Raw genomic sequence first — 14,123 nt, 5'->3', positions numbered from 1 at the left:
GCCGGAACCGCCATGCCCTGGGACTATACAACCAAAGCGCCACGTAACCATGCCCGCACCCTGCGCATTGCGCTGGGCTGTGCGGCGCTGGGCCTTGGCGTGCAGCAGGTGCTGGCGGAGGACTACTTCAACCCGGCAATGCTTGATATCGACGCCCCCGACCAGGGCAAACCCGACCTCTCGCTGTACGAGTCGGGCCCGGGCATCGCGCCGGGGGAGTATCAGGTGGATGTCTATGTGAATAACAACAAAATCGCCAACAAGAAAATCACCTTTGAGCTGCAAAAATCGGCAAAAGGAGAGAGCATCCTCCAGCCCTGCCTGTCCGTGGAGAACCTCAAAAGCCTGGGTATCCAGAGCGATAAATTCAGCGTCACAAAGGGTGATGACTGTGTCGATCTCTCTGGGTTACCAGACGCCAGCGCCACCTTCCGACCCGGCCAGCAGCAGCTGCTGCTGAGCATCCCGCAGGCGGCCATCATCCCGGTTCCGCACGGGTATGTGCCGCCGGAAGAGATGGACAACGGCATCAACGCGTTTCTGCTGAACTACAGCTACTCCGCCGGGGATACCCACAGCCGGGGGGATGACGGAAGTCATCAGCGCAACGAATACCTGAACCTGCGTCCGGGGGTGAATCTGGGTGCCTGGCGTTTTCGCAACTACACCACCTGGAGCCAGACCCGGGACGATGACTCGACGCAGCACGATTTCTCCTCGGTGTACAGCTATGCCCAGCGCAACATCCTGTCGCTGGGCAGCGTCGTCACCTTCGGGCAAAGCTCGACCCCGTCGGACGTGTTTGACAGCCTGTCGTTCACCGGGGCGCAGATCGCCTCGGATGACGATATGCTGCCGGACAGCATGAAAGGCTTCGCGCCGCGCATTCGTGGCGTGGCGCACAGCAATGCCCAGGTGGTGGTTCGCCAGAACGGGTATGTGATCTATCAGAACTATGTCGCCCCGGGGGCGTTCGAGATTAACGATCTCTACCCCACCGGGGGCAGCGGAGATCTGAACGTCACCGTGAAAGAGACCGACGGCAGCGAGCAGCACTTTGTGGTGCCTTACGCCTCGGTGCCGGTGTTGCAGCGTGAAGGACGATTCAAATACAGCCTGACCGGCGGACGCTATCGCAGCTATGACGACAGCGTGGAGAAAACGCCGTTCCTGCAGGGCACCGGGATCTACGGCCTGCCGTACGATATCACCCTCTATGGCGGCATGCAGACCAGTCAGTATTACGATGCCCTGGCGCTCGGCACCGGGAAAAACATCGGCGACCTCGGGGCGTTTTCGGTGGATGTGACCGCAGCGAAATCGCGCATGCAGGGGGAAAAATCCACCCAGGGCCGCGCCTGGCGGGTGCGTTACAGCAAAGACTTCGCCACCACCGGCACCCACTTTTCGCTGGCCGGTTATCGCTATAACAGCGACGGATACGCCACGATGTCGGATGTGATGAACTCTTACACCAAAGATGACGACTGGACGCCCCCCGACGGGCGCCGCGACCGTCAGGAGGCTACTGTCGATCAGTCGCTGGGCGGTTCGCTGGGCTCGCTGACCCTGAGTCTGGTGAAAGAAAACTACTGGCACAGCGACCAGAGCATGACCTCGCTTAGCGTGGGCTACAACGGCAGCTGGAACGGCATCAGCTACGGCCTCAACTACGGCCTGAGCAAAAATACCCAGGATAACGAGGACGATGATGAGCAGAAAAACGAACAGACCATCGGCCTGAACGTCTCGGTGCCGCTGGATCACTGGCTGAAAAATACCTGGGTGAACTACACCCTCAACAACAGCAAACATGACACTACCCAGAGCGTCGGCCTGAGCGGCACCGCCCTTGCCGGCAACAATCTCAGCTGGGGCGTGCAGCAGGGCCACAGCCACGACTCGGGTTACAGCAGCAACCTGAACACCGATTACAAAGCGACCTACGGCGAGATGACGGCCGGGTATTCCCAGGATAACCAGCAGCACCAGCTCAATGTCGGGGTGCAGGGCAGCGTGATTGCCCATGCTCACGGCGTCACCTTCGGCCAGCCGATGGGCGATACCGTCGCGCTGGTCGAGGCGCCCGGCGCCAGCGGAACTGGGATCGACAACCAGACCGGGGTCAAAACCGACTATCGCGGCTACGCCATCGTGCCCTACGTCACGCCCTACCATCACAACACCGTCACCCTGGATACCGAAAGCCTGCCTTCAGGGGCGGACGTCGGTCAGGCAACGAAAGTGATTACCCCGACCCGGGGGGCGGTGGTGCGCGCCAGCTTTGATACCCGCGTTGGCAGCCGGGTGCTGCTGACCCTCACCCGGTCCGACGGGCATCCGGTGCCGTTTGGCGCCACCGCCGCCCCGGCCCATGAGAATGGCGAGTTTATTGTTGGCGACGGCGGACAGGTCTACCTGACCGGGATGCATGAGCGCGGCACGGTCAACGTCAGCTGGGGCAGAGGCGCCAGCGCCCACTGCTCCGCCCACTATCAGTTGCCGTCCCACTCAAGCGATCCGGTGATCAACGCCACCGCGCAATGCGTCTGAACGGCGAGGAGAGAAGATGAAACCACTGCGATTTAGCGGCGTGCTGGCCCTGTTTGCCGCCCTGTGGCTGTTTATGCCCCAGGCGAAAGCGGCCTGTACCACGGCGGATCTGCCCTGGAACGGTACGCCGGGCACGCTGACGGTGTCTGACACCCTGACCGTCGGTAGCGTCATTCCCGGCTCTGCCCGCTCGCATACGGTGAAAGGCAGTTGCGACGCTGCCGACAGCGGAAAACCCATTACCGCCTGCCATCTCGGTGAAGGGGAAGAGGTGCCGGGCATGCCGGGGGTGTACCGCACCGGCGTGGAGGGGATTGGTATTGAACTGCTGAACAGCGCCGGGCAGCCGGTGCGCGGCCGCGCCGCCCACTGCGACAGCAGAAGTACGCCGCTGGGCTACGTCAGCAATGATGGCTCCGGCAGCTTTAATGTGCCGCTGACCCTGCAACTGGTTAAAACGGCGAACACCAGCAGCCAGCAGACGATGACCATACGCAACGGCATCTGGTCGCTTGGGATCTATCCCGATGAACAGCTGGGGCATCTGAATGCCGTGCGCTATGGCGGTAATCTGGCGCTGAAGGCGACAACCTGCTCGGTGGATCAATCCAGCCTGATCGTTAATCTGGGGGATTTCCCGGTAACCCAGTTCACCCGGGTAGGAAGTTACACCGGCTGGAAAACGTTCAGCCTGAACGCCACCTGTAACGCAGTAGAGACGATGACCGCTCAAATCACCAGCCCCAACGGGGCGACAAACATTGACCCGGGTGACGATGTGCTGAACCTCGTCCCGGGCAGCGACAGCGCCACCGGCGTGGGCGTAAGACTGTTGGTGGGCGGCGCGGGGATGCGCTACGACTACCCGGTCCCGTTTGGCAGCCAGACGGTGCCGGGCCAGCCGTTCAGCCTGCCCTTCCAGGCACAGTATTACCAGCTCAGCGATACGGTGACGGCAGGCAAAGCCAACGTCGTCGCCACCATCGACATTGAATACCGATGAAGAGGACTCCGATGAAATACGTCGCCCTTTTAGTCCTGCTTGCCAGCGCCTGCGCGCAGGCCACCGATGTGTCTCTCAGCATCCAGGGCAATATTTACGACACCGCCTGTCAGTTGGACAGCACCAGCCAGAACAAGGTGGTTGACCTGGGTCAGGCCATCGCCAGTGATTTTAAGGCCATCGGTGATGTCGGAGAGTGGAAGAATTTTGATATTACCCTGTCGAACTGCCCGCCAAACCTGGCGCTGGCGACCATCAGCGTCGACGGGCAGCGTGATCAACACCACCCGTTCAAGTTTGCCAACACCGGTACGGCAACAGGACTGGCGCTGGAGCTGGCAGATCGCACCGACTCCATCATTCTGGCCCCGCAAGCGAGATTTAATGCGGTGATCGACCCGGTCACCCACAGCGCTGATTTTCCGATGGCGGCGCGCTATTACACCTCGCAAACCCCCGTCACCGCCGGACAGTTCACCAGCGTGGTGCTGATTACCTTCACTTACCAGTAGGACCGCGCCTCTTAGCATGGACGCTTTTCTTCCGCCCGGCGGCCAGTTTTGCCGGGCGTTTTTTTACCTCAGGCACTTCTGGCTGCTCGATAGGGAAGACTGGCAGAGCGTTCAACAGCCGCTTGCCGTAGTTTTTGGTCAGCAGACGTTTATCGTAGATCACCACTTCGCCCCAGCAGCTGTGGCTGCGGATCAGACGCCCGACCTGCTGGATCAGGTTGAACGACGCCGCGGGCAGGCTCTGCACCTCAAACGGGAAGCGGTTCAGGCTTTTCAGCCACTCGCCCTCGGTGAGCACCACCGGGCTGTCGATAGGCGGAAAGGCAATCTTGTGAATATGGACCTGGGTCAGGTAATCCCCTTTCAGATCCAGCCCTTCGGCAAAGGACTGGAGCCCCACCAGCACGCTGCGCTCCCCGGCCTCAATGCGCTTGCGGTGTAGCTCCACCAGCCGGTAGCGGGGCTGATCCCCCTGCACCAGCAGGAGCAGGCGCAGGTCGGTAACAAAGGTTAAAAACAGATTCATCGCCCGGGCGCTGGCGAACAGCACCAGCATGCCGGGGTACTTTTTGCTCTCCAGCTGTTCGCGGAAGTAGGCCGCCATCTCGGCCAGGTGCTGCTCTTCGTTGTCGATCAGCGGCTCATACTGCATGCGCGGAATGACGATTTTGCCCTGCTCGCAGTGGTTGAACGGCGAATCAAGCGCCACAAAGCGATCCCCCGCTTTCTCCTTCAGGCCGCTCATCTCCTGCAACCGCGAGAAACTGTTCAGGGAGCGCAGCGTGGCGGAGGTGACCACCACGTGCGGGACGCTGCGCCAGAGCAGCTTTTCCAGCTGATCGCTGACGCGGATCCCCGCGCAGTGGAAGAAGAGGTGCACCTGCCCCTCTCTGACTTCCCGCGTCACCCACTTGGTGACCGGGGCGCCGGAGGCCTGGGCCATCGACGCCAGCCGCCACAGCTTGCTCTGCCCTTCAAACATGCCCAGGGCGCGGTTCATCTGCAGCAGCACCCGGTGGACACGCACCACGTCGTGAGTGCCGGTTTTCTCACTCAGATCGTTTAAAAACAGCTCCGCCAGCCCGCGCAGTTTTTCGATAAGCTGCGCCAGTTCGCGGCAAAGAGACATGATTTCATCCGGCAGTTCACCCATCTCAAAGCGGTGCTCTGCCTCCTGACCGGCAGGAAGATAGAGATTGAGGATGTTATTCAGCGAGGCGATGTGGGTGTAAATCGTTTCGCAGTGCTCGCTGAGGCGCTCCGGGATCGCCAGCGGCGGAATGGTCTTCGGGCGGAACTGATCCATGCAGGTCGCCACCAGCTTGCAGAACAGATCCAGCTGCAGGCGGAACCACGGGGCGGTGATTTCGGCGCTCATCTCCAGCGCATCGCGGGCGACGTCCGGCAGGTGATGGCCTTCATCCAGCACCAGCAGCAGGTTTTTCGGGTCCGGCAGGACGGCTTCGCTCTCCATCGCCGCCATCACCAGGGCGTGGTTGGCGACCACCACTTCGGCCTCCTGGATCTCCCGGCGGGCGACAAAGAACGGGCATTCGCGATAGTAGTGGCAGTTGCGGTTCAGGCAGCTGGCCTTGTCGGTGCTGAGCCTGCGCCACAGATCGTCGCTGATGGCCTGATCGGTGTGATCCCGAAGGCCATCCCATTTGTAACCGTCCAGATCGGTTTTCAGCTTCGCGCACTGCTCCTGCTCGGCCTTGTTGTTGGGGGTCAGCTCGTCATCGAGAAACGCCAGCAGATCCTGCTGGGTGGGTTCGGTGCTGGCCAGCGCCGCTAAGTTGCGCGGGCAGACATAGCGCCCGCGCCCGAAGGCCGCGGTAAAGCGCAGCTCGGGGATAATTTTGCGCAGCAGGGGCAGGTCTTTGCTGTAGATCTGATCCTGCAGGGCGACGTTGGCGGTGCTCACCACCAGCGTCTTTTGCTCTTCCCGGGCAATGGCGATGCCGGGGATCAGGTAGGAGAGGGTTTTACCGACCCCGGTCGGGGCTTCAATTGCCAGATGTCGACCCTCGTCACCGGCGAGTGTTTTTGCCACATCGGCAATCATCTGCCGTTGCGGAGCGCGGGGAATAAAGTCGGGGATCTGCTGTTGCAGCGCCTTATACCAGGCGGCAATTTGCGCTTTCAGCGCGGCGGTTAAAGCCATGATGAACCTGAAATACTGTATAAACAGCCACTATTGTGGCACTTTCTTAAGCGAGCCGCAAAAGAAAAGCCCGGCTTTACGACCGGGCTTCCAGATTACTGCGCGCTGGCAGGTTTGCGCGGACGGCGTCGGCGCTGGCCTTCACCTGCCGGTTTCGCATCACCGTCGCGACGCGGTGGCTTGCTGGCCGCTTTCGGCGCGCCGCCTTCGCTACGGCGTGGCTGCTGACCGCGACCGCCGCCGCCCTGCCCGCGTCCACCGCCCTGACCACGACCGCCCTGGCGTCCGTTCTGGATTGGCTCGGCTTTGATCGACGGGTCCACGTCGTAGCCGTCGAGGGCAATACGCGGGATCTCTTTTTTCAGCAGGCGTTCGATGTCGCGCAGCAGTTTGAGTTCATCGACACAGACCAGCGACAGCGCTTCGCCCGTGGCCGCCGCGCGACCGGTACGGCCGATACGGTGGACGTAATCTTCCGGGACGTTCGGCAGCTCGTAGTTCACCACGTGCGGCAGCTCTTCGATATCCAGGCCGCGGGCGGCGATGTCGGTTGCCACCAGCACACGGATGTCGCCGGATTTAAAGTCGGCCAGCGCGCGGGTACGTGCCCCCTGGCTCTTGTTGCCGTGGATGGCCGCGCTGCGGATCCCGTCTTTGTTCAGCTGTTCTGCGAGGTGGTTCGCACCGTGTTTGGTACGGGTGAAGACCAGCACCTGCTGCCAGTTGCCTTCGCCAATCATCTGGGAAAGCAGCTCGCGCTTGCGCTTTTTGTCCACCATGTGCACATGCTGGGTCACCTGCTCGGAGGCGGTGTTGCGACGCGCCACTTCCACTTCCAGCGGGTTGTGCAGCAGTTTTTCGGCCAGGCCTTTGATCTCATCGGAGAAGGTGGCAGAGAAAAGCAGGTTCTGGCGGCGGGCAGGCAGTTTTGCCAGCACGCGGCGAATATCGTGGATAAAGCCCATGTCGAGCATGCGGTCGGCTTCATCGAGGACCAGGATCTCCACGCTGTCGAGCTTCACGGCGTTCTGGTGTTCGAGGTCGAGCAGACGGCCCGGGGTCGCCACCAGCACGTCCACGCCGCTGCGCAGTTTCATCATCTGCGGGTTGATGCTCACCCCACCGAACACCACCAGCGAGCGGATGTTGAGATAGCGGCTGTACTCACGCACGTTCTCACCCACCTGGGCGGCCAGTTCACGGGTCGGGGTCAGGATGAGGGCGCGCACCGGGCGACGGCCTTTGGCGTGCGGCTCTTTCTGGATCAGGCGTTGCAGCAGCGGCAGGGTGAAGCCGGCGGTTTTACCGGTTCCGGTCTGGGCGCTGGCCATCAGATCGCGACCGGCCAGCACGGCAGGAATGGCCTGCTGCTGAATAGGGGTAGGTTCGCGGTAGCCCTGCTCTTCTACAGCGCGCAGAATTTCCGGGTCCAGGCCAAGGGTATCAAAAGACATAACAACTCCGAACCGCCCCGACCATTTTCAGGTGTAGTTTTCAGGGAGATAGTGACAAATAGAAGGACAAAAACCACGGTGTCGCGAAGCAGCGGAGTGTAGCAGCTTTTGTGACATGGCGCATAAATTATCCCGTCGGAGGCGATTTCCCCAGGCAACAAAACTGGACAAGGTCAAAAAACAGTCATAATATTAATCAATCGATTGATTAATTTTGTGTGCCGCTATGAATCCGATCCCGTCCACCACCAAAGGCGAGCAGGCCAAAAGCCAGTTAATCGCCGCAGCGCTGGCGCAGTTTGGCGAATATGGGCTGCATGCCACCACCCGCGATATCGCCGCCCAGGCCGGGCAGAATATCGCCGCCATTACCTACTATTTTGGATCGAAAGAGGATCTCTACCTCGCCTGCGCCCAGTGGATCGCCGACTTCATTGGCACTCACTTTCGCCCGCACGTCGAGGAGGCCACCGCGCTGCTGGCAGAGCCTTCACCGGATCGCGCCGCCATTCGCGGGCTGATCCTTAACGCCTGCAACAACATGATTCAGCTGCTGACCCATGACGATACGCTGAACCTGAGCAAGTTTATCTCACGGGAGCAGCTCTCCCCTTCTGCCGCCTATCAGCTGGTGCATGCTCAGGTTATCGCCCCGATGCACACCCACCTGACCCGGCTGGTGGCGGCCTATACCGGCCGCGATGCGCAGGATACGCAGACCATTTTGCACACCCATGCCCTGCTGGGGGAAGTGCTCGCCTTTCGTCTCGGGCGGGAGACCATTCTGTTACGCACCGGCTGGACCGAATTTGATGAGGATAAAGCGCTGCAGATTAGTCAGGTCATCACCTGTCATGTGGATTTGATCCTGCAGGGCTTAACGCAAAGGAGCCTGGAGTCATGAAGAAACCTGTCGCCATTATTGTGGCCGTGGTGGTTGTGCTGGCAGCCGGTATCGGCGGCTGGCTGTGGTATCAGAGCCAGCAGGATAAAACGCTGACCCTGTACGGGAACGTCGATATCCGCACCGTGAATATGAGCTTCCGGGTTGGCGGACGGCTGGCGGATCTGAGCGTGGATGAAGGCGATGCCATCACCGCCGGGCAGACGCTCGGCGAGCTGGATAAAGCTCCGTACCAGAACGCTCTGCTGCAGGCCAAAGCGGGCGTAGCCGTGGCCCAGGCGCAGTACGACTTAATGCAGGCGGGCTACCGTGACGAAGAGGTGGCCCAGGCCGCCGCCGCCGTTAAGCAGGCGCAGGCCGCCTATGACTACGCGCAGAACTTCTTCAATCGCCAGCAGGGGCTGTGGAAAAGCCGCACCGTATCGGCCAACGATCTGGAGAACGCCCGCTCCTCGCGGGATCAGGCTCTGGCGACCCTGAAATCTTCTCAGGACAAGCTGCGTCAGTATCGCTCCGGTAACCGCGAGCAGGATATCGCCCAGGCCAAAGCCAGCCTCGAACAGGCTCAGGCCCAGCTGGCACAGGCCGAGCTGGATCTGCACGACACCACGCTGGTCGCCCCGGCCAACGGCACGCTGATGACCCGCGCCGTGGAGCCCGGCAGCATGCTCAACGCAGGCAGCACGGTGCTGACCCTGTCGCTCACCCGCCCGGTGTGGGTGCGGGCCTATGTGAACGAAGCCAGCCTCGGAGAGGCTAAACCGGGGCGCGAGGTGCTGCTCTATACCGACGGTCGCCCGGACAAGCCGTATCGCGGGAAAATCGGCTTTGTCTCCCCCACCGCCGAATTTACGCCAAAAACCGTTGAAACCCCGGACCTGCGCACCGACCTGGTCTATCGCCTGCGCATTGTCGTCACCGATGCCGACGACGCCCTGCGCCAGGGGATGCCGGTGACCGTCAGCTTCGACAACGGGCAAACCCATGAGTGATGCGGTGATCCAGCTTACCGGCCTGGTGAAACGCTTTGCCGGGATGGACAAACCCGCCGTTGCGCCCCTCGACTGCACGCTGCAGAAGGGCTACGTCACCGGGCTGGTGGGCCCGGACGGCGCGGGCAAAACCACCCTGATGCGCATGCTGGCCGGACTGCTGAAGCCCGACGAAGGTAGCGCCAGCGTGCTGGGGCTGGATCCGGTCCAGGACGATCGCGCCCTGCACGCCATGCTGGGCTATATGCCGCAGAAGTTCGGCCTGTATGAAGATCTGACGGTGATGGAGAACCTGACCCTCTACGCCGACCTGCGCAGCGTCACCGGTGAAACGCGGGAGAAAACCTTTCAGCGCCTGCTTGAGTTTACCTCGCTGGGCCCCTTCACCGGGCGGCTGGCAGGCAAGCTCTCCGGCGGCATGAAGCAGAAGCTGGGGCTGGCCTGCACCCTGGTGGGGGAACCGAAGGTGCTGCTGCTGGACGAACCCGGCGTCGGCGTCGACCCCATCTCCCGCCGCGAGCTGTGGCAGATGGTGCACGAGCTGGCGGGCGACGGGATGTTGATCCTCTGGAGCACCTCCTATCTCGACGAAGCGGAGCAGTGCCGGGACGTGCTGCTGATGAACGAAGGGGAGCTGCTCTATCAGGGCGACCCTACCAGACTCACACAGAGCATGACCGGGCGCAGCGTGCTGCTGCACTCCCCTCATGAGAACAACCGACGCCTGCTGCAGCGGGTGCTGAAGCTGCCCCAGGTGAGCGACGGCATGATCCAAGGGAAATCGGTGCGGGTGATCCTCAAAAAAGAGGCCAGCACTGACGATCTGCGCCATAACGCGGATCTGCCGGATCTGGCTATCGAAGAGACCGCCCCGCGCTTCGAAGATGCCTTTATCGATCTGCTCGGCGGCGCAGGCACCGCCGAATCGCCGCTGGGGGCCATTCTGCATACCGTGGAGGGCACGCCCGGCGAGACGGTGATTGAGGCGAAATCCCTGACCAAAAAGTTCGGTGATTTTGCCGCCACCGATGATGTGAACTTTGCGGTGAAACGCGGCGAAATTTTCGGCCTGCTGGGCCCCAACGGCGCGGGCAAATCCACCACCTTTAAAATGATGTGCGGCCTGCTGGTGCCTACTGCCGGTAAAGCGCTGGTGCTGGACATGGATTTGAAGGTCAGCTCCGGCAAGGCGCGCCAGCATCTGGGCTATATGGCGCAAAAATTCTCCCTCTACGGCAACCTGACCGTGGAGCAGAACCTGCGCTTTTTCTCCGGCGTCTACGGGCTGCGCGGGCGGGCGCAGAGTGAAAAAATCAGCCGCATGAGCGAGGCCTTTGGCCTGCGCCAGGTGGCCAGCCAGGCCACCGACGCGCTGCCACTCGGGTTCAAGCAGCGGCTGGCGCTGGCCTGCTCCCTGATGCATGAGCCGGACATTCTGTTTCTCGACGAACCCACCTCCGGCGTCGATCCCCTCACCCGCCGGGAGTTCTGGCTGCATATCAACAGCATGGTGGAAAAAGGGGTCACAGTGATGGTCACCACCCACTTTATGGATGAGGCGGAGTACTGTGACCGGATTGGGCTGGTCTATCGCGGCAAGCTGATTGCCCACGGCACGCCGGACGATCTTAAGGCTCAGGTGGCGGACGAGCAGCAGCCCGACCCCACCATGGAACAGGCGTTTATTACGCTCATCAACGACTGGGATAAGGAGCACGGCCATGTCTGATACCGCCCTCTCCTGGCGTCGGGTCCGCGCCCTGTGCATCAAAGAGACGCGGCAGATCGTCCGCGACCCCAGCAGCTGGCTGATTGCTGTGGTGATCCCCCTGCTGCTGCTGTTTATCTTTGGCTACGGGATTAACCTCGACTCCAGCAAGCTGCGGGTGGGTATTCTGCTGGAGCAGCACAGCGAAGAGGCGCTCGACTTTACCCATACTCTGACCGGCTCGCCCTATATCGACGCCACCATCAGCGACGATCGCCAGCAGTTAACCCAGATGATGCAGGCCGGGCGCATTCGCGGCCTGATTGTCATCCCGGTGGATTTCGCGGCCCGCATGGCGCAGGCGAACGAAACCGCTCCCATCCAGGTAATCACCGACGGCAGCGAGCCCAACACCGCCAACTTTGTGCAGGGCTATACGGAAGGGATCTGGCAGCTGTGGCAGATGCAGCGGGCGGAAGATCGCGGCGAAAAATTCGAGCCATTAATCGACGTCCAGACCCGGTACTGGTTTAACCCGGCGGCCATCAGCCAGCACTTTATTATCCCCGGCGCGGTGACCATTATCATGACGGTGATCGGCGCTATTCTGACCTCGCTGGTGATCGCCCGCGAGTGGGAGCGCGGCACCATGGAGGCGCTGCTCTCCACCGAAGTGACGCGCACCGAGCTGCTGCTATGCAAGCTGATCCCCTATTACTTCCTCGGGATGCTGGCGATGCTGCTCTGCATGCTAGTGTCAGTCTTTATTCTCGGCGTACCTTATCGCGGCTCGCTGCTCATACTGTTCGTCATCACCAGCCTGTTTTTACTCAGCACCCTGGGGATGGGGCTGCTTATCTCCACCATCACCCGCAACCAGTTTAATGCCGCCCAGGTGGCGCTGAACGCCGCGTTTCTGCCGTCGATTATGCTGTCCGGGTTTATTTTCCAGATCGACAGTATGCCGGCGGTGATCCGCGCGGTGACCTACATCATCCCGGCGCGCTATTTCGTCAGCACCCTGCAAAGCCTGTTCCTGGCGGGCAATATCCCGGTGGTGTTGATTGTGAACCTGCTGTTTTTGATAGCGTCAGCGGTGATGTTTATTGGGCTGACGTGGATGAAAACCAAACGGCGGCTGGATTAGCCGTCCTGCATTGGTTGTGCCCGGTGGCGCTGCGCTTACCGGGCCTACGGGGCCTGTTGATTTTGTGGCGTTTTGAGGAGCTATTATGTTTCACCGTTTATGGACATTGATCCGCAAAGAGCTGCAGTCGCTGCTGCGCGAACCGCAGACCCGGGCGATTTTGATTCTGCCGGTGCTGATCCAGGTGCTGCTGTTTCCGTGGGCGGCGACGCTGGAGGTGACGAACGCCACCATCGCCATCTATAACGAAGATAACGGCAAACATTCGGTGGAGCTGACCCAGCGCTTTGCCCGCGCCAAAGCCTTTACCCATGTGCTGCTCCTCAAGAGCCCGCAGGAGATCCAGCCCACCATCGACACGCAAAAGGCGCTGCTGCTGGTGCGCTTCCCGGCCGATTTCTCGCGCAATCTCGACACCCTGCAGACGGCGCCGATGCAGCTGATCCTCGACGGGCGTAACTCCAACAGCGCGCAGATTGCCGCCAACTACCTGCAACAGGTGGTGAAGGATTATCAGCAGGAGCTGATGGAGGGCAAACCGAAACCGAATAACAGCGAGCTGGTAGTGCGCAACTGGTATAACCCGAACCTTGATTACAAATGGTTTGTGGTGCCATCGCTGATCGCCATGATCACCACCATCGGGGTGATGATCGTCACCTCGCTGTCGGTGGCCCGCGAGCGCGAACAGGGCACCTTCGATCAGCTGCTGGTCTCCCCGCTGTCCACCTGGCAAATCTTCGTCGGCAAGGCGGTTCCGGCTCTGATTGTCGCTACCTTCCAGGCAAGCATAGTGCTGGCGATTGGCATCTGGGCCTATCACATTCCCTTTGCCGGATCGCTGCTGCTGTTCTACTTCACGATGGTGATCTACGGGCTGTCGCTGGTGGGGTTTGGGCTGCTGATCTCGGCGCTCTGCTCGACCCAGCAGCAGGCGTTTATCGGGGTGTTCGTCTTTATGATGCCCGCCATTTTGCTCTCGGGCTATGTCTCGCCGGTAGAGAACATGCCGGTGTGGCTGCAGAATTTAACCTGGGTGAACCCGATCCGGCACTTTACCGATATCACCAAGCAGATCTATCTGAAGGATGCGAGTCTGGATATTGTGTGGGGGAGTTTGTGGCCGCTACTGGTGATAGCGGCCGTGACGGGCTCAGTGGCGTACGCGATGTTTAGACGCAATATCGCGTAGCTTTTTGTCTTTCGCTAACAGGGAAACGACCGCCGGTCCTGCGAGGATAGCCAGGCCAGCCAGGGCCAGCAGCAGGTTGTTTTGCAGCACGCGGGAGAGCAGCCACAGCACAATCAGTGCCGCTCCGAAATACCAGGTGGTGGTGAGCTCTTCGAGCACATCCGCCACTTCGCGCCAGCGCTCCTCATGGTGACGCTGTAAAAAGAGCATCAACAGGACGGTCACGCCGTACAGCACGCATAATCCTAAGCCGACCCGCACCAGGGTCCCGCTCATCCAGGCCATTACCAGTACGGCCACGACCAATAAATGCAACATAATCTGCCAGCAACTCAGGCCGGTTGCGACGCGTATGCGTTGTTGCCACTTCATGGCACTCTCCTGAAGGATTTTACTCTGCATGTTCAGACTATCGCACTTTACGGAAAATTCCGTAACACAGCACCTTTTTGTGACGACGACTACACTTTATTTTCATCAGGATAGTGACGCGG

The 14,123-nt window shown here is 60.8% G+C and carries 11 protein-coding genes; 8 read left to right on the top strand and 3 right to left on the bottom strand.

The genetic code is table 11. The features are described from left to right. The first annotated feature begins 12 nt into the window (after nucleotides 1-12). Genes K5I40_RS14585 through K5I40_RS14575 form a run of 3 tightly spaced genes read left to right on the top strand, consistent with a single transcriptional unit; the run spans nucleotide 13 to nucleotide 4,068 of the window. Nucleotides 13-2,553 (top strand): fimbria/pilus outer membrane usher protein, encoded by a 2,541-nt coding sequence (locus K5I40_RS14585; protein WP_223074843.1) that lies wholly within the window; start codon nucleotides 13-15, stop codon nucleotides 2,551-2,553. 16 nt (nucleotides 2,554-2,569) lie between these two features. Continuing rightward, nucleotides 2,570-3,556, top strand: a complete 987-nt coding sequence (locus K5I40_RS14580) for a fimbrial protein (RefSeq protein WP_223074844.1) — start codon at nucleotides 2,570-2,572, stop codon at nucleotides 3,554-3,556. An 11-nt stretch (nucleotides 3,557-3,567) separates the two neighbouring features. Further along, nucleotides 3,568-4,068 (top strand): fimbrial protein, encoded by a 501-nt coding sequence (locus K5I40_RS14575; RefSeq protein WP_039029395.1) that lies wholly within the window; start codon nucleotides 3,568-3,570, stop codon nucleotides 4,066-4,068. Here the strand turns inward: K5I40_RS14575 and dinG are convergent. Then, nucleotides 4,055-6,232 carry an ATP-dependent DNA helicase DinG gene (gene dinG, locus K5I40_RS14570; RefSeq protein ID WP_039029394.1) on the bottom strand — a complete coding sequence of 726 codons (2,178 nt, stop codon included), beginning with the start codon at nucleotides 6,230-6,232 and terminating at the stop codon, nucleotides 4,055-4,057. The genes K5I40_RS14575 and dinG overlap by 14 nt on opposite strands. Nucleotides 6,233-6,327: 95 nt before the next feature. Continuing rightward, a complete protein-coding gene (rhlE, locus tag K5I40_RS14565) occupies nucleotides 6,328-7,686 on the bottom strand; it encodes an ATP-dependent RNA helicase RhlE (RefSeq protein WP_039029393.1) in 1,359 nt (452 codons plus the stop codon). 226 nt (nucleotides 7,687-7,912) lie between these two features. Here rhlE and cecR point away from each other — a divergent pair, with 226 nt between their 5' ends. The 5 genes from cecR to K5I40_RS14540 all read left to right on the top strand — a co-directional run bounded on the left by cecR (nucleotide 7,913) and on the right by K5I40_RS14540 (nucleotide 13,629). Further along, on the top strand, nucleotides 7,913-8,590 hold the full coding sequence (gene cecR, locus K5I40_RS14560) for a transcriptional regulator CecR (protein WP_223074845.1): 678 nt from the start codon (nucleotides 7,913-7,915) through the stop codon (nucleotides 8,588-8,590). Beyond that, entirely contained in the window at nucleotides 8,587-9,582 is a 996-nt protein-coding gene (hlyD, locus tag K5I40_RS14555) for a secretion protein HlyD (protein WP_039029391.1), read from the top strand. The genes cecR and hlyD overlap by 4 nt, the downstream gene beginning before the upstream one ends. After that, nucleotides 9,575-11,311 carry an ATP-binding cassette domain-containing protein gene (locus K5I40_RS14550; protein ID WP_223074846.1) on the top strand — a complete coding sequence of 579 codons (1,737 nt, stop codon included), beginning with the start codon at nucleotides 9,575-9,577 and terminating at the stop codon, nucleotides 11,309-11,311. Before hlyD ends, K5I40_RS14550 begins: the two co-directional genes overlap by 8 nt. Further along, nucleotides 11,304-12,437, top strand: coding sequence for an ABC transporter permease (locus tag K5I40_RS14545; RefSeq protein WP_223074847.1), 1,134 nt, complete (start codon nucleotides 11,304-11,306; stop codon nucleotides 12,435-12,437). Before K5I40_RS14550 ends, K5I40_RS14545 begins: the two co-directional genes overlap by 8 nt. 85 nt (nucleotides 12,438-12,522) lie before the next feature. After that, nucleotides 12,523-13,629, top strand: coding sequence for an ABC transporter permease (locus K5I40_RS14540; protein WP_138369542.1), 1,107 nt, complete (start codon nucleotides 12,523-12,525; stop codon nucleotides 13,627-13,629). Here the strand turns inward: K5I40_RS14540 and K5I40_RS14535 are convergent. Next, complete coding sequence (locus K5I40_RS14535) at nucleotides 13,591-14,001, bottom strand: YbhQ family protein (protein WP_138369543.1); 411 nt, start codon at nucleotides 13,999-14,001, stop codon at nucleotides 13,591-13,593. The two genes, K5I40_RS14540 and K5I40_RS14535, sit on opposite strands and share 39 nt — an antisense overlap. Nucleotides 14,002-14,123 lie beyond the last annotated feature (122 nt).

The sequence above is a fragment of the Leclercia sp. LTM14 genome (assembly GCF_023736175.1).
GTDB lineage: Bacteria > Pseudomonadota > Gammaproteobacteria > Enterobacterales > Enterobacteriaceae > Enterobacter > Enterobacter barmai.
Note: the sequence above shows the minus strand (reverse complement) of the source record. Positions and strands in the feature narration are given on the sequence as shown.

Coding starts and splice junctions, on each gene's coding strand:
- cecR (WP_223074845.1), top strand. CDS start 7,913: ATGAATCCGATCCCGTCCACCACCAAAGGCGAGCAGGCCAAAAGCCAG.
- hlyD (WP_039029391.1), top strand. CDS start 8,587: ATGAAGAAACCTGTCGCCATTATTGTGGCCGTGGTGGTTGTGCTGGCA.
- K5I40_RS14550 (WP_223074846.1), top strand. CDS start 9,575: ATGAGTGATGCGGTGATCCAGCTTACCGGCCTGGTGAAACGCTTTGCC.
- dinG (WP_039029394.1), bottom strand. CDS start 6,232: ATGGCTTTAACCGCCGCGCTGAAAGCGCAAATTGCCGCCTGGTATAAG.
- K5I40_RS14575 (WP_039029395.1), top strand. CDS start 3,568: ATGAAATACGTCGCCCTTTTAGTCCTGCTTGCCAGCGCCTGCGCGCAG.
- K5I40_RS14540 (WP_138369542.1), top strand. CDS start 12,523: ATGTTTCACCGTTTATGGACATTGATCCGCAAAGAGCTGCAGTCGCTG.
- K5I40_RS14535 (WP_138369543.1), bottom strand. CDS start 14,001: ATGAAGTGGCAACAACGCATACGCGTCGCAACCGGCCTGAGTTGCTGG.
- rhlE (WP_039029393.1), bottom strand. CDS start 7,686: ATGTCTTTTGATACCCTTGGCCTGGACCCGGAAATTCTGCGCGCTGTA.
- K5I40_RS14585 (WP_223074843.1), top strand. CDS start 13: ATGCCCTGGGACTATACAACCAAAGCGCCACGTAACCATGCCCGCACC.
- K5I40_RS14545 (WP_223074847.1), top strand. CDS start 11,304: ATGTCTGATACCGCCCTCTCCTGGCGTCGGGTCCGCGCCCTGTGCATC.
- K5I40_RS14580 (WP_223074844.1), top strand. CDS start 2,570: ATGAAACCACTGCGATTTAGCGGCGTGCTGGCCCTGTTTGCCGCCCTG.